18 protein-coding genes are annotated in these 20,631 nt (G+C 72.8%); 13 read left to right on the top strand and 5 right to left on the bottom strand.

The genetic code is table 11. The features are described from left to right. Positions 1-54: 54 nt before the first annotated feature. A complete protein-coding gene (locus tag ACXR8F_RS20875) occupies positions 55-699 on the bottom strand; it encodes a response regulator (RefSeq protein ID WP_458803453.1) in 645 nt (214 codons plus the stop codon). Beyond that, positions 692-1,888: a sensor histidine kinase gene (locus tag ACXR8F_RS20880; RefSeq protein WP_458803455.1), complete on the bottom strand. Its 1,197-nt coding sequence runs from the start codon at positions 1,886-1,888 to the stop codon at positions 692-694. Before ACXR8F_RS20880 ends, ACXR8F_RS20875 begins: the two co-directional genes overlap by 8 nt. Positions 1,889-2,034: 146 nt before the next feature. Between ACXR8F_RS20880 and ACXR8F_RS20885 the strand changes: the two genes are divergently transcribed. The 7 genes from ACXR8F_RS20885 to ACXR8F_RS20915 all read left to right on the top strand — a co-directional run bounded on the left by ACXR8F_RS20885 (position 2,035) and on the right by ACXR8F_RS20915 (position 9,668). After that, positions 2,035-2,991, top strand: coding sequence for an SMP-30/gluconolactonase/LRE family protein (locus tag ACXR8F_RS20885; RefSeq protein ID WP_458803457.1), 957 nt, complete (start codon positions 2,035-2,037; stop codon positions 2,989-2,991). 5 nt (positions 2,992-2,996) lie between these two features. Next, complete coding sequence (locus ACXR8F_RS20890; RefSeq protein WP_458803459.1) at positions 2,997-4,274, top strand: ankyrin repeat domain-containing protein; 1,278 nt, start codon at positions 2,997-2,999, stop codon at positions 4,272-4,274. 28 nt (positions 4,275-4,302) lie between these two features. Further along, on the top strand, positions 4,303-4,812 hold the full coding sequence (locus ACXR8F_RS20895; RefSeq protein ID WP_458803461.1) for a putative immunity protein: 510 nt from the start codon (positions 4,303-4,305) through the stop codon (positions 4,810-4,812). A 59-nt stretch (positions 4,813-4,871) separates the two neighbouring features. Then, a complete protein-coding gene (locus ACXR8F_RS20900; protein WP_458803463.1) occupies positions 4,872-5,765 on the top strand; it encodes a LysR family transcriptional regulator in 894 nt (297 codons plus the stop codon). Between the two features lie 110 nt (positions 5,766-5,875). Next, on the top strand, positions 5,876-6,970 hold the full coding sequence (locus ACXR8F_RS20905; RefSeq protein WP_458803465.1) for a tartrate dehydrogenase: 1,095 nt from the start codon (positions 5,876-5,878) through the stop codon (positions 6,968-6,970). A 32-nt stretch (positions 6,971-7,002) separates the two neighbouring features. Further along, the gene (dctA, locus tag ACXR8F_RS20910) at positions 7,003-8,418 is read left to right on the top strand and encodes a C4-dicarboxylate transporter DctA (RefSeq protein ID WP_458803467.1); all 1,416 of its coding nucleotides are present in this window, start codon (positions 7,003-7,005) and stop codon (positions 8,416-8,418) included. After that, positions 8,415-9,668: a glycerate kinase gene (locus tag ACXR8F_RS20915; RefSeq protein WP_458803469.1), complete on the top strand. Its 1,254-nt coding sequence runs from the start codon at positions 8,415-8,417 to the stop codon at positions 9,666-9,668. Before dctA ends, ACXR8F_RS20915 begins: the two co-directional genes overlap by 4 nt. On the opposite strand, the gene ACXR8F_RS20920 is transcribed toward ACXR8F_RS20915, so the two are convergent. Together ACXR8F_RS20920 and ACXR8F_RS20925 are read right to left on the bottom strand one after the other, a co-directional pair. Continuing rightward, the gene (locus ACXR8F_RS20920; RefSeq protein WP_458803471.1) at positions 9,584-11,077 is read right to left on the bottom strand and encodes a PH domain-containing protein; all 1,494 of its coding nucleotides are present in this window, start codon (positions 11,075-11,077) and stop codon (positions 9,584-9,586) included. The genes ACXR8F_RS20915 and ACXR8F_RS20920 overlap by 85 nt on opposite strands. Further along, positions 11,074-11,592, bottom strand: a complete 519-nt coding sequence (locus tag ACXR8F_RS20925) for a PH domain-containing protein (RefSeq protein ID WP_458803473.1) — start codon at positions 11,590-11,592, stop codon at positions 11,074-11,076. Before ACXR8F_RS20925 ends, ACXR8F_RS20920 begins: the two co-directional genes overlap by 4 nt. 231 nt (positions 11,593-11,823) lie before the next feature. On the opposite strand from ACXR8F_RS20925, the gene ACXR8F_RS20930 reads away from it, so the two are divergent. The 5 genes from ACXR8F_RS20930 to ACXR8F_RS20950 are packed head-to-tail and all read left to right on the top strand — an operon-like array spanning position 11,824 to position 16,864. Beyond that, complete coding sequence (locus ACXR8F_RS20930; protein WP_458803475.1) at positions 11,824-12,699, top strand: P-loop NTPase family protein; 876 nt, start codon at positions 11,824-11,826, stop codon at positions 12,697-12,699. A 1-nt stretch (position 12,700) separates the two neighbouring features. Next, on the top strand, positions 12,701-13,243 hold the full coding sequence (locus ACXR8F_RS20935) for a 2'-5' RNA ligase family protein (RefSeq protein WP_458803477.1): 543 nt from the start codon (positions 12,701-12,703) through the stop codon (positions 13,241-13,243). After that, on the top strand, positions 13,240-14,292 hold the full coding sequence (locus ACXR8F_RS20940; RefSeq protein WP_458803479.1) for an LLM class flavin-dependent oxidoreductase: 1,053 nt from the start codon (positions 13,240-13,242) through the stop codon (positions 14,290-14,292). Before ACXR8F_RS20935 ends, ACXR8F_RS20940 begins: the two co-directional genes overlap by 4 nt. A gap of 1 nt (position 14,293) precedes the next feature. Next, complete coding sequence (locus ACXR8F_RS20945) at positions 14,294-15,574, top strand: glycosyltransferase (protein WP_458803481.1); 1,281 nt, start codon at positions 14,294-14,296, stop codon at positions 15,572-15,574. A gap of 9 nt (positions 15,575-15,583) precedes the next feature. Then, positions 15,584-16,864: an adenylate/guanylate cyclase domain-containing protein gene (locus ACXR8F_RS20950; protein WP_458803483.1), complete on the top strand. Its 1,281-nt coding sequence runs from the start codon at positions 15,584-15,586 to the stop codon at positions 16,862-16,864. Between the two features lie 22 nt (positions 16,865-16,886). On the opposite strand, the gene ACXR8F_RS20955 is transcribed toward ACXR8F_RS20950, so the two are convergent. Continuing rightward, positions 16,887-18,926, bottom strand: coding sequence for an FAD-dependent oxidoreductase (locus tag ACXR8F_RS20955; protein ID WP_458803485.1), 2,040 nt, complete (start codon positions 18,924-18,926; stop codon positions 16,887-16,889). A gap of 66 nt (positions 18,927-18,992) precedes the next feature. Between ACXR8F_RS20955 and ACXR8F_RS20960 the strand changes: the two genes are divergently transcribed. Beyond that, the gene (locus ACXR8F_RS20960; RefSeq protein ID WP_458803487.1) at positions 18,993-20,441 is read left to right on the top strand and encodes a flavin-containing monooxygenase; all 1,449 of its coding nucleotides are present in this window, start codon (positions 18,993-18,995) and stop codon (positions 20,439-20,441) included. Positions 20,442-20,631: the final 190 nt, after the last annotated feature.

The following is a 20,631-nucleotide window of genomic DNA, read 5'->3' on the forward strand; positions in this document are numbered from 1 at the left end:
TGCCTCCCACAGGTCGTGCGTCCCCCCGGTTCCCGGGCGGGGCGCACGCCTGCGTCAGGCGCCGGACCGGATGATCCGTCGTTCGATCGCGGCGGCGACGGCGCCGGCACGGGTGTCGACGCCGAGCTTGGTGTAGATGTGCGACAGGTGCGACTTCACGGTCGCCTCCGACACGAGCAGCTCCCGGGCCATCTCGCGGTTGCCGAGTCCCCGCGACAGCAGCTCGAGCACCTCGACCTCGCGCTCGGTCACGACCGGTCCCGGTGCGGCCGTGCGCCGCACCAGCCGGGCCGCCACGGAGGGCGCGAGCACGGTCTCGCCGCGGGCCGTGGCGCGGATGCCGGCGAAGAGCTGGTCGGGTGGCGCGTCCTTGAGCAGGTAGCCGACCGCACCGGCGTCGAGAGCCCGGAGGATGTCGGCCTCCGTGTCGTACGTCGTCAGCACGAGCACGTTGGGCGGGCCGGCCAGGCCGCGCAGCCGCGCCGTCACCTCGACGCCACCCGGGCCGTCGCCGAGGTTGAGGTCCATGAGGACGACGTCGGGCTTGGTGGCGTCGACGACCTCCTCGGCGCTCGCGAGGTCGCTCGCCTCGCCGACCACCTCGATGCCGTCCTGGCCGTCGACGAGCGCCCGCAGACCGGCGCGAACCACGGGGTGGTCGTCGACGAGGACCACCCGGACCGGGGAGCCGTCACCCACGCGGGGCCTCCTGTCCGTCAAGGGGAAAGCGCACCGACACCGTCGTGCCCTCACCGGGCGCGCTCTCGACGTCCGCGCTACCGCCGAGGTCGGCGGCCCGATGGCGTATGCCGTCGAGGCCCCTCCCGCGGTCGCCGCGCGGCGCCGGTCGGTCGAGAAGAGTGACGTCGAAGCCGTTGCCGTCGTCGCGCACGTCGAGGAGCAACTCGTCGGAGAGGTAGGTGAGGCTGACGACGGCGCGGCGGGCGGACGCGTGCTCGACGACGTTGGCCAGGGCGCCGCGCGCGGACCGCACGAGCGCGCTGGCGACCGCCGCCGGGACGCCGGCGGGTTCGCCGTGCACCCGCACCTGCACGTCCACGCCGTGCGCGCCGGTGGCAGCGACGCGTCGCAGCGCGGCCGGCAGGGCCTCACCCGTCCGGTCCTCCTCGAGGCCGGCGGGTGCGAGGTCACGCACGATCTGGCGCACCTCGTCGAGCCCCTCGCGAGCAGCGCTGCCGGCGGCGGCCACGTGCTCGCGGGCCGTCGCCGGTCGACGGTCCCAGTCCTGCTCCGCGGCGCCGAGCAGGAGCGTGATGCTCGACAGGCCCTGGCCGACCGAGTCGTGGATCTCCCTCGACAGGCGCGTCCGCTCGGCGAGGGCGCCCGAACGTCTCTGGGCCGCAGCGAGATCGGCTTGAGCCTCGGTCAGCTCGTCGATGAGGGCCTGGCGGGTGCGCGCCTCCCGCTCGAGCGCGCGGTACGACAGCACCGTCACGAGGGCGATGCCCACCGGGCCGACGAACACCGTCGGGTCGAGGTCGTCGGTGATGCGGCTCCACGCCACGCTCACCACCGCGGTCATCACGACGACGACCGTGACGGCATACGCGAACGGGAGCACCTGGAGCACGGCGAACGCCACGGGCACGGCCGTCCACGCGAACGAGGGGGCCACGAGCGTGAGTGCCACCCACAGCACGACCACGACGCCGACCCACACCGTCGGCCACGCCTCGCGGTCGGCGACGAGGCGACGCGTGGAATAGGCGACGCCGAGCACGACCGCGCCGCAGAGGATGAGCGCCGCCGTCACGTCGAGGTCGTGCCGCAGCAGGTAGCGCACCGAGCACGTCACGAGCAGCACGAGCAGCACGCCGTCGAGCCAGCGGTCGAGGCGTGCCACCGGGGCGAGGATGCCCTCCTGCACGAGGGCAGCGTAGGCACGGACGGGGCGCGGCGGCATCATCCGATCGGCTATCCAAGTGTGGCCGGTCGCCCGACGCGGACGCGTGCCACGCGAGGCGACAGTGGAGGGGAACCCAGCACCGACACCCCCGACCACCGGAGACCACCATGAAGCGCACCATCGCCGGACTCGCCGCCCTCGCCGTCGCCGCCACGCTCCCTCTCGTCGCCGGCCCGACCGCCTCCGCCTCCGGGCGGCCTTCGGTCTACGAGCTGCACGGCGACACCGGAGGCTCGAAGTTCGAGGGGATCGGCGCCGACGAGCGCCGTGGCGTCTTCTACGTCAGCGAGGTCACCGGCGGCGAGATCCACCGCGGCACGGCGAACGACCCGCAGACGCAGGAGTGGCTCGCCGGCGACGGCACCGACGGGCGCTTCACGGCCCGTGGCATCACGACGGACAGGCAGGGCCGCGTCTACATCGCCGGCGGCCCGAACGGCATCGGTACGGGCCGCCCCGACCTCTGGGTCTACTCGGCCGACGGCGAGCTGCTCGCCGCCCTGCGCGCCCCCGGCGACAACGTCTTCCTCAACGACGTCGCGATCGGCCCCGACGGCGCCGCGTACTTCACGAACTCCAACGCCCCGCAGGTCTTCCGCGTCGCGCTGGGCGGCGACGGCTGGTCGGCGACCCGCTGGGCCGACGCGACCGGCACCGTCACGCAGGCGGCCGGCTTCAACCTCGGCGGCATCGTCGCCAGCGCCGACCGCTCGGCTCTCGTCGTCGCCCAGGGCAACCGCGGCATCCTGTGGCGCTTCGACCTGGCCAGCGCTGCGGTGACCCGCATCGACAGCGGCGACATCGCGCTCACGGACGCCGACGGCCTGGTCCGCCAGGGCTCGCGCCTCACCGTGGTGCGCAACTTCGCGCGCTCCATCGCGACGCTGCAGCTCTCGTCCGACGGCCGCACGGCCCGCCCCGTGTCGCAGGTCGCCACCGACCCGGCGCGCGTGCTGACGACGGCGAAGGTGCTGCGCGGCCGGATCCTCTTCGTGGACAGCAAGTTCGACGAGACCGTGGCCACCCCGCCGTACCAGGTCGTCACCGACCCAGTGGCACGATGAGTCGCATGCGGCACACGCGGGGAGCGAGGGTCGCGACGGCGGCCCTCGCCCTCGCCGCGGTCGCCGCCTGCTCCCCGCCGCCGACACCGGAGATGAGCCCCGTGACCTCGACGCCCCCGCCGAGCACGTCCGCCGCGCCGACGGAGCCCTCGCGGCCGAAGCCGACGAAGCCGACGGCGGCCGAGCAGGCGCGCCTCGACGCCGACCTGCGCGACGCCGCGTGGGAGAACGACGTGACCCGCGCCAAGGCCCTGGTCGCCCGTGGTGCCGACGTCAACGCCAAGGACGAGACCCAGCAGTCGGCGTACCTCGTGGCGACCAGCGAGGGGCGGCTCGCCCTGCTGCGGCTCGCCCTCGCGAACGGCGCGAAGGTCGACGACAAGGACAGCTGGAACGGAACCGGCCTGATCCGCGCCGCGGAGAGGGGCCACGGGCTCGTCGTCGGCGAGCTGCTGCAGGCCGGCATCGACCGCGACCACGTCAACCGGATCGGCTACCAGGCGATCCACGAGGCCGTGTGGCTCGGGCGCGACACGACGAGCTACGTGGACACGCTGCGCGTCCTCGTCGCCGGCGGCGTCGAGCTCACCCGACCCTCGGGGAGCGAAGGCCTCACCCCGCTGCAGATGGCCCGCGAGCGCGGGTTCGACCGACTGACAGGAGTTCTCGTGAAGGCGACCGCCGCCAAGACCGTTGCCGACCCCGATGCCGCGCTGCTCGCGGCCGCCGAGCGTGGCGATGCCGACGCGGTGGCCTCGGCCCTGCGGGCCGGTGCCGACCTCGAGGCCAGGGACGCGAAGCGGCGCACCGCCCTGCTCCTCGCGGTGACGGGCGACCACGTCGACGCTGCAAGGGTGCTCGTCGCGATGGGTGCGGACCCCGACGCGCTCGACGACCGGCACGACACCCCGTGGCTCGTCACCGGCGTGACCGGCAGCGTCGCGATGCTCGAGGCGCTGCTCCCCGCCGGTCCGGACCTCACGATCCGTAACCGTTACGGCGGCGTGTCCGTCATCCCGGCGAGCGAGCGGGGTCACGTCGACTACGTGCGTCGCGTCGTGAAGACCGGCATCGACGTCAACCACGTCAACGACCTCGGCTGGACCGCGCTGCTCGAGGCGGTCATCCTCGGCGACGGCGGCCCGCGCCACCAGGAGATCGTCCGCATCCTGCTCGCGGCCGGGGCCGACCGCTCCGTCGGCGACAAGGAGGGCGTCACCGCTCTCGAGCACGCCAGGTCCAAGGGGTACACCGCCATCGCGCGGCTCCTCGGGCAGCCATGACGACGGTTGGGGCTGGCACGCTGGTCGGGTGATCCTCCCCGACGTGCGAGACCCGCGGCTGGTCACGATCCGCCGTGGTGGCAGTCTCACGGACGCCGACCACCGGCTGCTGGCGCTGTGGGCTGCCATGTGTGCCGAGCACGTGCTGCACCTCTTCGAGCGACAGGAGCCGTCGGACCGGCGTCCTCGCGAGGCGGTGGAGGCGGCGCGGGCGTGGGCTGCCGGTGAGCTGCGCATGATGGACGCCCGCGCGCTCGGTGGGCACGCGATGGGGGCTGCGCGTCCGCTGCGCGGAGCCCCGAGGTTCGCCGCGTATGCCGCCGGGCAGGCCGCCTGCGTGGGTCACGTCCCCGAGCACGACCTCGGCGCCGCCGCCTACGCGATCAAGGCCGTGCGCGCCGCGAGTCCGGACGATGCTGATGCCGGGCGGCGTGAACGCGACTGGCAGCGTGAGCAGCTCGACCCGCGCGTCCGGTCGCTCGTCCTCGAGGACCAGGCGCGGCGCAACGACATCTGCTGGTCGGTCTTCGACGACTGAGAGGTCGGCGGCGGGACGGGCGCGGCTATCGTCGGTGGCACCCGGACCGGAGGACCAGAGTGGATGCACGGCAGCTTCGCTACTTCCTCGCGATCGTCGACGCCGGAGGCATGACGCGGGCGGCCGAGCACCTCTACGTCTCTCAGCCGTCACTGTCCCAGGCGCTGACGACTCTCGAGGGAGAGCTGGGGGTGCCGCTGTTCCACCGGGTCGGGCGCCGGCTCGTCCTCAGCGAGGCCGGGCACGACCTCGTCGGGCCGGCCCGCACGGTGCTGCGCGACCTCGAGGCGGCCAGGGCGGTCGTCGACGCACACCGGGGCGTGCGCTCGGGCCGCCTCGACCTCGCGTCGATGCCGTCGCCGGGCATCGAGCCGTTCACCTCGCTCGTGTCGGCGTTCACCGAGGAGCATCCGGGCGTCACCGTGAGCGTGGCGGCGGCCTTCACCCCCGAGGAGGTGGTCGACCTCGTCGCCGACGGGTCGGCCGAGGTCGGCCTGGCCGGGTCCCGCGAGCCCCTGCAGGCGGGCGGCCTGGCTGTCCTCGACCTGCAGCAGCAACCGCTCGTCCTCGTGGTGTCATCGGCGACCTCCGTGTTCGACGGGCTGTCCGAAGTCCGACGTGACGACCTCGCGGGGGAGCCGTTCGTCGTCTCGCAGCGCGGCTCGCTCATGCGCTGGCTCGTCGACGACCTCGCGGCCTCTGGTGGGCCCGCGAGCATCGTCGTCGAGGTGGCGCACCGGACGTCGATCCTGCCCCTCGTGGTCGCCGGCGTCGGCCACGCCGTCCTGCCCGACGCGTGGCGACCGCTTGCCGAACGTGTCGGCCTCACCGTGCTGCCCATCGTGCCGCCGTCCGTCCTGCGGATCTGCCTCGTCCACCGGGAGTCCGGGCTGACGCCGGCCGCAGTCGCGTTCGTCGAGACCGCCCGGCGGCAGGTCGCTCCACGGCGCTGACCTCGACTGATAGGTGCTGCCTATCCAGCCGATCCGGATTCGGTCTTGGACCGAGGAGCAGGGTGTGCCCTTCCATGGCTGGAACGCAACCGAGCCGATGGAGGCCCACCATGACCACCCCGTCCACCTACCGTGTCGCCGTGATCCCCGCCGACGGTGTCGGCACGGAGGTGGTCGCCGCCGGGCGCCGCGTCCTCGACGCTGTCGCCGAGCAGTCCGGCACCTTCCGTCTCGACTGGACCGAGTTCCCCTGGGGATGCGACTACTACGCGGAGCACGGTCGGATGATGCCCGCGGACGGCCTGGAGGTCCTCCGACCCTTCGACGCCATCTACTTCGGCGCCGTCGGCTGGCAGAACGTCCCTGACCACGTGAGCCTGTGGGGCCTGCGCCTCAACATCACCCAGAACTTCGACCAGTGGGCCAACGTCCGCCCCGTCACCTTCCTGCCCGGCGTCACCTCCCCGCTGCGCAAGGCCGACGAGGTGGAGCTCGACTGGGTCGTCGTCCGCGAGAACAGCGAGGGCGAGTACGCAGGCCTCGGTGGTCGCAACCTGAGCGGCCGCGGCCCCGGCAACGAGGTGGCGCTGCAGACCGCACTGTTCACCGAGAAGGGCTGCGAGCGCATCATGCGCTTCGCCTTCGACCTCGCCCGTACGCGCACGGTCAAGAAGGTCTCGAGCGTGACCAAGTCGAATGCGCAGCAGTACGGCATGGTGCTCTGGGACGAGGTCTTCGAGCGCGTCGCGCTCGACTATCCCGACGTCGCCACGGAGAGCGTGCTCGTCGACGCCATGAGCGCGAAGTTCGTGCTGCACCCGGAGGACCTGTCGGTCGTCGTCGCCTCGAACCTCAACGCCGACATCCTGTCCGACCTCGGTTCGGCCCTCGCCGGGAGCCTCGGGCTCGCCTCGAGCGCCAACCTCAACCCCGAGGGTCGCTTCCCGAGCATGTTCGAGCCCGTGCACGGTTCGGCGCCCGACATCGCGGGCCTCGGGGTCGCCAACCCGATCGGCCAGATCGCCAGCGGCGCCCTCATGCTCGAGCACCTCGGCCTGACGGCCGAGGCCCGGCGCGTGAACGAGGCCATCGCCGAGGTCACCGGTTCGGGACTGCGGACGCGTGACATCGGCGGGTCCGCCACCACGGAGGCCGTCGCGACGGCCGTCATCGATGCGCTCCAGCGGTCGCTGGTCAGCGCCTGAGCCCCCGGCAGCTTCTACAACGAGGTAGGACGATGCACACCACGACACCGACATCCCCGGCGACATCTTCGAGACCCGCAAGGCGAGGGCTGCACCGACAGCTCTACTTCTGGGTCCTGCTCGCGATCGTCACCGGCATCCTGCTCGGCTGGCTCGCCCCCGACGTCGCGACGCAGATGGAGCCGATCGGCACGACGTTCGTCGCCGCCATGAAGATGCTCATCGGGCCGATCGTGTTCCTCACGATCATCTCCGGCATCGCCTCGGTGGCCGACCTGAAGACGGTCGGCAAGACGGGGCTCAAGGCGCTGACCTACTTCCAGGGCGGCACGATCGTCGCGATGGCCTTCGGCCTCGTCGCGATCAACCTCTTCCCGCTCGGCCGGGGCGTCAACGCCGACCCGAGCACGATCGAGGTGTCCGACAAGGCGGGAGCCCTCATCGAGACCGGCCAGAGTCAGCAGTGGTGGGAGTTCCTGACCCACATCGTCCCGGACAGCTTCGTGGGCCCGTTCGTCGAGGGCAACATCCTCCAGGTCATCTTCATGGCCGTGCTGTTCGGCATCGCGCTCAACGCGGTCGGCCCCGTGGGGGCGCCGGTGCTCGACGGGGTCCAGCGTCTTGTCAGCGTCGTCTTCCGGGTGCTCGGGATCGTCATGAAGGCGGCACCCGTCGGGGCCTTCGGCGCGATGTCCTTCGCGGTCGGCAAGTACGGCGTCTCGTCGCTGTCGAGCCTCGGCGGCCTCATCCTGCTCTTCTACGTGACGTCGTTCCTGTTCGTCGCCGTCGTGCTCGGCGGGGTGATGGCCGCCCTGCGGCTCAACATCTTCAGCATGCTCCGTTACCTCAAGGAGGAGCTGTTGCTCATCCTCGGCACCTCGACGGCCGAGCCGGCGCTGCCCGGTCTGATGCGCAAGCTCCAGTACGCCGGGGTGCGACGGGAGACGGTCGGCCTCGTCGTGCCGACCGGCTACAGCTTCAACCTCGACGGGGCTGCCATCTACCTGTCTCTGGCCTCCCTCTACATCGCCCAGGCCACGAACACCGACCTCACGGTCGGCCAGCAGCTCGGCCTCATCGCGGTCATGCTGCTCACCTCGAAGGGTGCCGCGGGTGTGGCGGGCGGAGGCTTCATCGCGCTCACCGCGACGCTCAGCACGGTCGGCCACATCCCCGCGGCCGGCATCATGCTCATCTTCGGCATCGACAAGTTCATGTCCGAGTGCCGGGCTCTGGTCAACTTCTGCGGCAACGCCGTTGCCACCCTGTTCATTGCCCGGTGGGACGGCACCCTCGACACTGACCGGGCCCGAGAGGTGTTTGCGGGTGGGGTGTCGCTCGAGGAGAGGCCAGCGCCGGCTCAGGAGCGTCCGCAACACGCCCGGCCACAGGCGAAGGACGCTCCGGTCCCGATGCCGTCGGCGTCGTCCGCGCCGGCGGCACGATGAGCCGGGCTCGGGGGACGGACGCCTCGGCTTCCGTCCTCCTCGCGCCCGACAAGTTCAAGGGGTCGCTCACCAGCCGTGGGGTGGCCGACGAGCTGGCCGCTGGGGTCGCTGACGTCGCCGGTCACTGGGTCGAGGTGAGCTGCCTCCCGCTCGCCGACGGTGGCGACGGCAGCGTCGACGCCGCGCTGGACGCCGGCTTCCTCGCCCGTCCCGTCAGGGTTCCGGGCCCCACCGGACGGCCCGTGGACGCGGTCGTGGCGCACCGCTTCGACACCGTGCTCGTCGAGGTCGCCGGCACGTGCGGTTTGCAGCAGCTGCCCGGCGGCGCGTTCGCCCCGCTCGACGCGTCCAGCCGCGGGGTAGGGGCAGCCCTGCGTCAGGCCCTGGACCTCCGACCGAAGCGCGTGGTGCTGGCCCTGGGCGGCAGCGCGAGCACGGACGGTGGACTAGGGATGCTCCTCGAGCTCGGGGCCGTCGTCGAGGACCTCACGGACGGAGCGGACGAGCCGCCGGCCCGCACGCTCTTGGCCGGGCGCCCGCTCGACCTCCGACCGCTCCAGGGCCTGCCGGTCCTCGACGGCGTCGACCTCGTCCTCGCGACGGACGTGACGAGCCCACTGCTGGGTCCACATGGCGCTCCGGCGGTGTTCGGGCCGCAGAAGGGCGCCTCGCCGGCCGTGGTGGCTCAGCTGGAGACGGCTCTCGAGCACCTCGTCGCGGAGGCCGGGCGAGCAGGTCACCGGGCAGCCGAGCTGGCCATGGAGTCGGGTGCCGGCGCGGCGGGTGGTCTGGGCTTCGCCGGTCTGCTGCTCGGCGGCCGGGTGGTCAACGGCGCAGACTTCTTCCTCGACCTGCTCGGCTTCGACGAGGCGGCTCGAGGGCGGGACCTCGTCGTCACCGGCGAGGGGCGCCTGGACGAGCAGTCGCTCGCCGGCAAGCTGCCGATCGCGGTTGCCCGCCGGATCTCCGGTCGCTCCCGCGTCGAAGCCGTCGTCGGCCGCTGCGACCTCGACGTCGCGCGAGTCCGCGCCCGCGGCATCGAGGCGGTCCACGAGGTGCGCTCCCTCACGCAGCTCGACACGGCAGCGAACCCGGAGCTGACGCGAAAGCTGCTGCGCCGCGTCGGCCGGTCGATCGGGTCGGAACTGCTCGACCGGACTGTCGCTCAGCGAAACTCGCGCACGAGCTCGGGGCTGACCTCGGCCAGCACGGCATACGCCCGGTCGACCGGCACATCGACGACGTCGTAGTGCTGGGCGCCTGCAGCAGTCGTCGCGACGAGGGTCGCGAGGCCGGCGCGGCGCTGAAAGGGCGACTGCTGGATCGTCCAGCCGATGATGCCGGGGCGGTCGAGCACGACCCGCCGCCGGTCGAGCGAACCCTGTCGCGTCACGAGGTGGTCGGGGGTCACGAGGTGGCCGAGGGCTCGCGACCGGTCGAGCCCGAGGCCCAGGGCCGCGACGAGCAGCAGCGGGACGATCACAAGCACGGTGGCGCTCCAGTCCCAGACGGCCCACGCGACGACGAGAGCGGCGGCCAGGGCGGCGGCGGGCAGGAGCGCGCGGGTCAGCCGCCGGCGGTGGGCGGCGGGTCCGTGACCGACGAGGGGGCCCGAGACGGCGTCCTCGTCGGGTCGGATGAGGGCCGCGAGCGGTGTCACGACGGACGCCGGAGCGGGCGGGCAGAGCCAGTCGGCGCCACCTCCGCCGCCACCCTGCTCGTGCGCCAGACCGGTCGTGACGACCTTGAGGCGTCGCGCGCCGGCGAGGCGCAGGCCGAGGGGCTCGTCGAGGCGGATGCCGCGGATGCGTGAGGCGTCGATGCTCGTCTCACGGGTGGTGAGCAGGCCGCGGCGGGTGTGCAGCGTGCCGAGCCGGTTGCGGGTGAGGCGGAACCCCCAGAACGTCAGCACGTAGCCGGCGACGGCGAGGAACGACACGATCGCCAGGACGACCACCACGTCGACCCACCACGCCAGCCCCGCGACCCAGCGGGCCCCGTCGCGCACGGCGGTGCGTTCCTCGGAGTAGCGCGACAGCACCTGGGAGACGAAGGCGACGACCGCGGCCGCCCCTGCCAGACCGGTGACCGTGAGCGGGGCGAACCGCACCCAGGCGGGGTCGAGCCGCACGAGCAGCTCGTCGGTCGGCTCGGGCGCGGCGGCGCCGCTGGGGGCCGGGAGGGCGGCCACGGACGGGTCGACCGCCTCGACCCGGTGGAGCAGCTCGGCGCGCAGTGCCCGGGCGGCGTCGATGCCGAGGGAGTCGAGCACGAGGTGCTCGCGGGTGCTCCCGGCGGTCGAGATCTCCACCCTGGCGAGGCCGAGCACCCGGTGGTGCACCTTCGCGGTGAGGTCGACCGCGCGCACCTTGTCGAGCCGTGCCGTCGTCGTCTGCTTGTTGAGCAGACCACGCCGTAGCTCGATCTGCCCGTCGCCGATGCGGTAGCGCGTCGTGGCCCAGCGCAGCACTCCGAAGGCGAGGATCACCGGCAGCGCGAGGAGCTCCCACCGGTCGTCGCCGTCGGAACCGAGCCGGGCGACGAAGACCGCGAGCAGCGCGGGCAGGAAGCGGACGAGCGTCTCGAGAGGGTGGATGAGCAGCATGCGGGCGTCGAGCCGGCGCCACGGCGCAGACGCACCCTCGGGCGGCTCGGTCACGTCGCGTCGTCCGTCTCCGCGGCGGTCGCCGCAGTGAGCGACTGCACGAGCGCCGTCGCGACGGGCAGGTCCAGGCCGTGGATGCGCACCGGACCCGCCGCGGAGGCCGTGGTGACGGTGACCGACGCGAGGCCGAGCAGCTGGGCGACGGGACCGCGCTCGAGGTCGACGGTCTGCACGCGGCTGAGCGGGGCGATGCGCCGCTCCTGCCAGAGCCAGCCCGTCTGCGTGTAGACCGCCCGCGGCGTGGACTCCCACCGGTGCACGCGGTAGCGCCAGCGCGGCATGACCGCGGCGTAGCCGGCCGCGACGGCGAGCCACACGCCACCCACGGCCCAGTGGGCGGTACGCATGGGGGAAGAGTCGACGAACCACCACACGACCTGCCCTGCGAGCAGGACCACGTCGACGAGGAGCGCCTCGACGGTCCACATCAGGATCGCGCGGCGCGACACCCGCTCGGCCGGCTCACGCAGCACGGCAGGCGCGCCCCCATCGCGGTCGGTTGCCTCCACGGGCCCACGGTGTCACACCTGCGAGGCCAGGCGGCGACCGGTCGCCGATCTCACCGACCGCGAGCGTGCCTCCGTCGCAGCCGTCCTCGCGCGCCTCGACGCCCGTCGTTCGAGGTGACACCGCCACCCCGCACCGTTCTAGACTGCGCTGCCGCCCACCGGGCGGACGCGAGGCTGCGGCAGTTCGCGACAGGGTTTGTCAGCAAGGGCGAGCGTGGAAGCGGTGACGGCGTGACTGGTCTGGTGCTGGTCGAGGGACTGCCCGGTTCGGGCAAGAGCACGACGGCCGCGGACACCGCCGGCTGGCTCGGCGCGAGAGGCGTTGCGGCCGAGCACTGGACCGAGGGCCGGCTCGACCATCCCGTCGACTTCGAGCAGGTCGCGGTGCTCAGCACCGAGCAGGTGCTCGCCATCGCCGCCGAGTCGCCCGAGACCGCGTCGGCGCTCCTCTCGGCAGCCGAGCGGCACGGCGACGAGTGGCTCGTGCGCCACGCCCTGCACCCGTCGCTGCCGGCGAGCGTCGTCGACCGGCTCAGGGGACACGACGCGTACGACGGCGCGGTCGCCCACGACGTGCACTCGCGCGTGCTCACCGAGAGCTGGCGCCGGTTCGGGCGCACGGCCCCCGGTTCCCACCCGGTGCAGGTCTGGGAGTGCGTGCTGCTGCAGAACCCCGGCTGCGCCCTCGTGGCGCGCGCCGACCAGCCCGCGTCCGTCCTCGCCGCGCACGTCGCAGGTCTCGTCGACGCGGTGCGCTCCCACGACCCGGTGCTCGTCTACCTCGACGCGGGCGACCCGCTCCGCGTCCTCGAGACCGCCGCCGCGGAGCGCCCCCGCGAGTGGGTCGAGGCGGTCGTCGAGTACCACACCGGGCAGGGCCTGGGCCGTCGCATGGGCCTGCGCGGCTTCGAGGGCTACGTCGACTTCATGCGCCACCGCAGGGCGATGGAGCTCGACATCGTCGCATCGCTCGACCTGCCCACGCTCGTCGTGCCCGTCGACGCCGACCACCGTGACGCCGGGCCGGCGAGGCTCGAACAGGTGCGTGCCTTCCTCGCCGAGCACCTGCAGCTCGACGACCGGCCGGAGCCGAGCCGGGTCGCCTGACGTGCCCCTCCACTCGGTCGAGGCGGTGCTCGACACGGCCACCGACGATCGGGTGCGCCACGAGTGGGACCTGCTCGCCGCGGCCGGGCTGCCGAGCCAGGCGAGCCACCGCGGCGAGTCGAACGCCCCGCACGTCACGCTCTGCGCTGCCGGAGACGTGCCCGATGTCGCCGAGACGCGGCTCGCGCAGGCGCTGGGCTCGTACGAGCCCGTCCCGGTACGCCTCGGTGCCCTCGTCGTGCTCGGCTCGCGTCACCTCGTGCTGGCCCGGCTCGTGCTGCCGAGCCCGGCGCTGCTCGGCCTCCACGCGCGCGTGGCCGAGGCGTTCGACGTTGCCGGCGACGTGCCCGAGCACGTGGAGATCGGCCGGTGGCTCCCGCACGTCACCCTCGGGCGTGGTCTCGGTCCCGGGCAGGTCGGCGAGGCGATCGCGGCGCTGGGCCGCTTGCCGCTGCTCGACGGCTCGCTCGCGTCGGTGCGGCGCTGGGACCCCACGGCCGGGCGCACCTGGCGGGTGGACGGCATACCTACGATGGGCGCATGAGCCTCGGACCCCACGGCCGCCTCGAGCTGGGCCTCGACACGTTCGGCGACATCGCACTGGGGACCGACGGGGCCCCGCTCCACGCGGCCACGGTCCTTCGCGAGGTGCTCGCCGAGGGCGAGCTCGCCGACCGCCTCGGTCTCGACTTCTTCGGCGTGGGCGAGCACCACCGCGACGACTACGCCGTCAGCGCCCCCGACGTGCTGCTGGCCGGGCTCGCCGCCCGCACCGAGCGCATCCGCCTCGGCACGTCGGTCACGGTGCTGAGCAGCGACGACCCCATCCGGGTCTTCCAGCGGTTCTCGACGGTCGACGCGATCAGCAACGGGCGCGCCGAGATCACCGTCGGCAGAGGGTCGTTCATCGAGTCGTTCCCGCTCTTCGGACTCGACCTCTCGGAGTACGAGACGCTCTTCGAGGAGAAGCTCGACCTGCTCGCCGCCGTCGTGGCGGAGAAGCCGGTGCACTGGGAGGGCTCGATCCGGCCGCCGGTGGACGTCGAGCAGGTCATGCCCGCAACGGAGTCCGGCCACCTGCCGGTCTGGGTGGGGGTCGGCGGCACGCCGCAGTCGGTCGTGCGGGCGGCGCACTACGGCTTCCCGGTCGTCATCGCGATCATCGGCGGCGCCTCCCGGCAGTTCGCGCCCCTCGCCGACCTCTACCGCCAGGCGCTCGCGCAGATGGGCAAGCCGGAGCTCCCGGTCGGCGTGCACTCGCCCGGCTACGTCGCCGCCACCGACGAGCAGGCCATCGACGAGTTCATGCCCCACTTCGTGCCCTACATGAACAAGATCGGCCGTGAGCGCCGCTGGGCGCCGATGACGAACGAGCAGGCGCTGGCCCAGCTCGGTCCCGACGGCGCCGTCTACTGCGGGTCGCCCGAGACCGTCGCCGCCAAGATCGCCGACACCGTGAAGGTGCTCGGGGTCTCGCGCTTCCAGCTCAAGTACTCCATGGGCACCCTCCCGCACGACCGGCGGACGGAGTGCATCCGCCTCTACGCCGAGGAGGTCGCGCCGCGCGTACGCGCGATGCTCGACGAGGCCTGACGTGAGGGTGCTCCTCCTCGGCATGGGGTCGCGCGGTGACGTGCAGCCCCTCGTCGCGCTGGGGGAGCGCCTGCGGCAGCGGACGTATGCCGTCTCGCTCGCCGCGCCGGCCGACCTCGGTCACGTCGTGGCCGGGAGCGGGGTCGGCTTCGAGCCGCTGTCGTTCGACCTCGAGGGCCCGCTGCGTGACGGCCTCGGGCGCGACGGGCTGCGCGGCTCGGGCACGACGCAGGTGCGCGAGGCGCGGCTCATGCGACAGGTCATGGCCGAGACCGCGGAGGCTCTCGCCGACGACGTGACCCGGCTCGTGGACGGCGCGGATGCCGTCGTGTCGGGTCCCCTGACGTTCGACCTCGTCGAGGCGCTGCTGTCGTCCGGGGCGGCAAAGCCGCACGTCTACGCGGTGTTCGCGCCGGTGTGGCCGAGCGCCGCCGGGACGGCGACCGCGCTGGCCCTGCTGCCGCGACGCGTCTCGCGGCTCAACCTCTGGTGGAGCAGCCTGGCCGGGCGGGTGGCACTGGACCTTTTCCGGCCGGCCGGCGACCTCGCGCGTGCGCGAAAAGGCCTGCCGCGCAGAACATTTCGGTCGTACACGGCTGCCGCCACGCGCACCCCGACGATCCTCGGCGCCAGCCCGCTCGTGGTCCCTCGGGCGACGGACTGGCCGCCTGCCCTGCGGCAGACCGGCTTCTGGTTCCGATCGCCGACGCCGGGTCCCCTCGACGCCCACCTCGAGGGCTTCCTCGCGGACGGCCCGGCCCCCGTCTACGTGGGCTTCGGGTCGATGCCGACACCCGACCCCGAGGCCGTGCTGCGCGGCGTCGCCGAGGTGCTGGGGACGCTCGGGGTCCGCGGGATCGTGAGCGAGGGGCTCGCCGGACTCTCACTCGACCGGCTGGGAGACACGCTGCCACCCGGTGTCATCGGCGTCGGCGCGACACCCCACGACCTGCTGCTGCCACGGTGCTCCGTCGTCGTGCACCACGGCGGGGCGGGCACGACGGCAGCGGCCCTGCGCGCCGGTGTGCCGCAGGTGGTCGTGCCGCACGCGGCGGACCAGCCGTACTGGGGCCGGCGGCTGGCGGCGCTCGGGGTGGCAGCGCCACCGATCGCCCGGAAGGACCTCACGCCGTCACGCCTCCGCGCGGCGCTCGAGGTCGCGCTGGCCCCGGAGGCCCGGCGGGCGGCATACGCCCTCGGGGAGCAGGTCCGGTCCGAGGACGGCGCCGGGCACGCTGCCGAACTCGTCGACTCGCTCCTCAGGCGCGAGCGCCGGCCGTAGCATCACGGCATGGGCGCATCCCGCGTGCTCGCCCCTTCCCGGACCCGTCTCGGCGCGCCCGTGATCCGCATCGTCGAGCGCCTGGCCGAGATCGGTGGGCGCCCGGAGCGGTCGCACGACGACGCGCTGCGCCAGGGGATGCTCGTCCTCGCGTCGGTGCTCATCACGCTGCTCTCGTTCATCTGGGTGGTCACGTATGCCGTCCACGGCCACCTGCTGTCGGCCGCCATCCCCGCGACCTACCAGGTCCTCACCGCGCTCGGGCTCGTCGTCCTCGCGCGCACCGGGAGCTTCGCCGTCTTCCGCACGACGCAGCTCGTCGCGTACCTCGTGCTGCCCGCCCTGCTCCAGGCGTCGCTGGGCGGCTTCGTGGCCTCGAGCGGGATGGTGCTGTGGGCGATCTTCGTGCCGCTCGCGGCGCTCGCCCTGCTCGGCGTCCGCCACTCGCTCGGCTGGCTGCTCGCGTTCTTCGTCGAGGTCGTCGTCCTCGCGCTGCTCGACCCACGCCTGTCGCAGCACCCGGCAGGGTTGCCGGCCGGCTTCGTCATCGCGTTCTTCGTGCTCAACGTCATGGGTGTGACCATCAGCGCCTACGTGATGCTCGGCTACTTCGTGGAGCAGCGGGAGCGGGCACGCGTCGCCCTCGAGGCCGAGCAGGAGCGGTCCGAGCGCCTGCTGCTCAACGTCCTGCCCGGCGCGATCGCCGAACGCCTTAAGCGCGACCCGGGCATCATCGCCGAGCACTACGACGAGGTGACGGTGCTCTTCGCCGACCTCGTCGGCTTCACCGCGCAGACGCAGGTCATGCCCCCCGACGAGCTCGTCGCCATGCTGGACCGCATCTTCTCCGCGTTCGACCGGGAGGTGGACGCGCAGTCGGTCGAGAAGATCAAGACGATCGGCGACGCGTACATGGTGGCGGGTGGACTGCCGGAGCGGCGGCCCGGCCACGTCGAGGCCGTGGCCCGGGTGGCGCTCGCGATGCGCGCCGAGATCGCCGCCATCGCCCGCGAGCCCGGCTGCGAGTGGCTCGCGGTGCGCATCGGCATCGACACCGGGACGGCCGTCGCCGGGGTCATCGGACGACGCAAGTTCATCTACGACCTGTGGGGCGACACGGTGAACACGGCCAGCCGCATGGAGTCGCACGGCCTCCCGGGCGAGATCCACGTGACCGAGCGGGTCGCGGCCGCCCTCGGCGACGCGTTCGTGCTACGACCACGCGGCACGATCGCCGTGAAGAGCAAGGGCCCCATGCGCACGTTCCTGCTCGACGGTGAGAGAGCGTGAGGCGCGCCCACGACGCGGAACCTCAGATCGTGGCGGCGAGCTCTGTCGCCTGCCGGATGGCTCGCTTCGCGTCGAGCTCTGCTGCGACGTCGGCGCCGCCGATGACGTGGACCTTGACGCCGCGCTCGGCCAGGGCCGGGCCGAGGGTGTCGACCGACTCCTGGCCGGTGCAGAGCACGATCGTGTCGACGTCGAGCACCTGCGGGTCGGACCGCTGCTCGCCGTGCGTGATGTGCAGGCCGGCATCGTCGATGCGCTCGTAGTTGACGCCCACGTGGTGGTGGACTCCCTTGGCCTTCAGGGCCGCTCGATGGACCCAGCCGGTCGTCTTGCCGAGCCCCTTGCCGATCGGGGTGGCCTTGCGCTGGAGCAGGTGCACCTCCCGCGGCGAGGGGGTGGGTGCCGCGGCGACGAGGCCGCCGCGCGACGCGTCGGGGGACCCGACACCCCACTCGGCCATCCACGCGTCGACGGTCATCGGCGACTCGACGTGCGTCAGGAACTCCGAGACGTCGACACCGATGCCGCCCGCGCCCATGACGGCCACACGCCGACCGACGGGCGCCTCGCCGCGGACCGCGGCGGCATACGTGACGACCTTCGGGTGGTCGACGCCCGGCACGTCCGGGATGCGCGGCTCGACCCCCGTGGCGACGACCACCTCGTCGAAGTCGGTGAGGTCATCGGCGCCGGCCCTGCGGCCGAGGTGCACCTTGACGTCGCCCAGGTCGAGGCGCCTGCGGTAGTAGCGGATCGTCTCGGCGAACTCCTCCTTGCCCGGGATGCGCATCGCGATGGCGAACTGGCCACCGAGGTCGTCGGACGCCTCGAACAGCTCGACCCGGTGGCCGCGCTCGCTGAGGGCGACCGCCGCGGCGAGACCGGCCGGGCCGCCACCGACGACGGCGACGTGCTTGCTGCGCCGGCTCGGGGCGAGCACGAGGGTCGTCTCGCGGACGGCCCGCGGGTTGACGAGGCAGGTCGCCGTCTTCTTCGCGAAGGTGTGGTCGAGGCAGGCCTGGTTGCAGGCGATGCAGGTGTTGATCTCGTCGGCCCGGTCGGTCGCGGCCTTGGCCACCCAGTCGGGGTCGGCCAGGAACGGGCGCGCCATCGAGACGAGGTCCGCCGTGCCGTCGGCGATGACCTGCTCGGCGAGGTCGGGCATCGAGATGCGGTTGCTCGTCACGACCGGCACGGAGACCTCGGGACGCAGCTTGGCCGTGACGCGCGTGAAGGCGCCGCGCGGCACCGAGGTGACGATGGTGGGCACGCGGGCCTCGTGCCAGCCGATGCCGGTGTTGATGATCGTGGCGCCGGCCGCCTCGACCTCCTTGGCGAGTGCGACGATCTCGTCCCACGTCTGACCGTCGGGCACGAGGTCGAGCATCGAGAGGCGGTAGACGATGACGAAGTCGGGACCGGCGGCCTCGTGCACGGCACGCACGACCTCGACGGGCAGGCGGCGGCGGTTCTCGGCGGAGCCGCCCCACTCGTCGGTGCGGTGGTTGGTGCGCGGCGCGAGGAACTGGTTGAGCAGGTAGCCCTCGGACGCCATGATCTCGACGCCGTCGTAGCCGGCCAGCTTCGCGAGACGGGCACAACGCGCGTACGCGCCGATGGTGCTGCGGATGCCGCGGGCGCTGAGCGCGCGGGCGGTGAAGCGCGAGATGGGGGCCTTCGTGGCCGAGGCCGACACCGCGAGGGGGTGGTACGCGTAGCGCCCCGCGTGGAGGATCTGCAGGGCGATCTTGCCGCCCTCGCGGTGCACCGCGTTGGTGATGACCTCGTGCCGACGGGCCTGGCGCTCGGTGACGAGCACCGAGCCGCTGGGGTAGAGAGCTCCGGCGAGGTTGGGGGCGAAGCCGCCCGTGACGATGAGGCCGACGCCGCCGCGGGCGCGCTCCGCGTAGTAGGCGGCGAGGCGGTCGAAGTCCTTCGCGCGGTCCTCGAGCCCCGTGTGCATCGACCCCATGACGACGCGGTTGCGCAGCGTCGTGAACCCCAGGTCGAGCGGCTCGAGCAGGTGCGGGTAGGCGGTGGAGGTCGCGGGAAGTGCCGTCACGCGGTCGAGCGTAGCCGCTCGGTTACCCGCGGGTAGGGCGAGCGCGGCGTGGGTCACAATGTCGGGGTGAGCCAGATCGAGCACGTGGACGTCCTCGTCGTCGGCGCCGGCCTGTCCGGCATCGGGGCGGCCTACCGCCTGCAGACCGAGGCCCCGACCCGCACGTACGCGATCCTCGAGGCGCGCGCCTCCCTCGGCGGCACGTGGGACCTGTTCCGCTACCCGGGAGTGCGGTCCGACTCCGACATGATGACGCTCGGCTTCCCGTTCGAGCCGTGGACCGACCCCGACGCCATCGCCGACGGCCCGAAGATCCTGGCGTACCTCGAGTCGACGGCTCGCAAGCACGGCATCGACCGGCACATCCGGTTCGGGCACCAGGTGGTGGCTGCCTCGTGGTCGTCCGTGGAGGCTCGCTGGACGGTCACGGTGGAGCGCGCGGGTGGTGGCTCGGAGCAGCTCACGTGCCGTTTCCTCCAGCTGTGCAGCGGCTACTACGACTACGAGCGGCCCCACGATCCCGAGCTTCCGGGCATCGGCTCGTTCGCCGGTGACGTCGTGCACCCGCAGTTCTGGCCCGAGGGGCTGCCCGTCGCGGGCCGCAAGGTCGTCGTCATCGGCTCCGGCGCGACGGCCGTGACGCTGGTGCCGTCGCTCGCCGACCTCGGGGCCGACGTCACCATGCTCCAGCGCACCCCGACGTGGGTGACGGCGCTGCCACGACGCGATCGCGTGCGTGACGTGGTGCAGAAGGTGCTGCCGTCGCGCGCCGGCGGAGTCGTCGCCCGCTACAAGAACGTCCTCGCGACGATGGCCTTCTACGAGCTGAGCCGGCGCCGGCCGGCCGTTGCGAAGTCCCTGCTGTCCAAGGGCGCCGCCCGCGCGCTCGGGTCGACGACGCTGGTGAGCGACCACTTCACCCCCACCTACGACCCCTGGGACCAGCGCCTCTGCGTCGTCCCGGACGGCGACCTCTTCGAGGCGGTGCGCTCGGGACGCGCCCACGTCGTCACCGACACGATCGAGACGTTCACGCCCGACGGCATACGGCTGCGGTCGGGGCGCGAGCTGGCCGCCGACGTCGTCGTCACGGCTACCGGCCTGCGCATCAAGGTCGCCGGCGGGATCGAGTTCACCGTCGACGGGGAACGCCGGCCCACAGGCGAGCTCACCGTCTACCGCGGGGCGATGTTCGCCGACGTGCCGAACCTCGCCGTCACCATCGGCTACGTCAACGCCTCGTGGACGCTGCGCGCCGACCTTGCGAGCCGCTACGTCTGCCGCCTGCTCAACCACATGGAGCGCAACGACTGGCGCGTCGCCGTACCCCGGGCGCCGGAGGGGATGGAGGGGCGGCCGTTGCTGCCGCTGCGCTCGGGTTACGTCGAGCGGGCCGCGGGCGAGCTGCCGCAGCAGGGAGACGCCGCGCCGTGGCTGATGCGGCAGAACTACCTGCTCGACCGGCGCGACATGCTCAGGGGCGACGTCACCGAGGCAATGGCCTTCTCGCGATGAGACGGCTTGCGTGGCAAAGCAATCCGTTCTCCACAGATACGCATTTCCCTTTCCCGATTTGTCGAACACGTGTTCTGCATATCTGCTTAGGTGAAGTCCGGTATGCCGGTTTCTGGCTTGAGCAGTTCTTTGAGCGGGTGCGGGTCGGTGTCGACGGCTTGCTCGAGCAGGCGATAGAAGAGCAGGCCGC

The sequence above is a fragment of the Terrabacter sp. AAH1 genome, assembly GCF_054456855.1.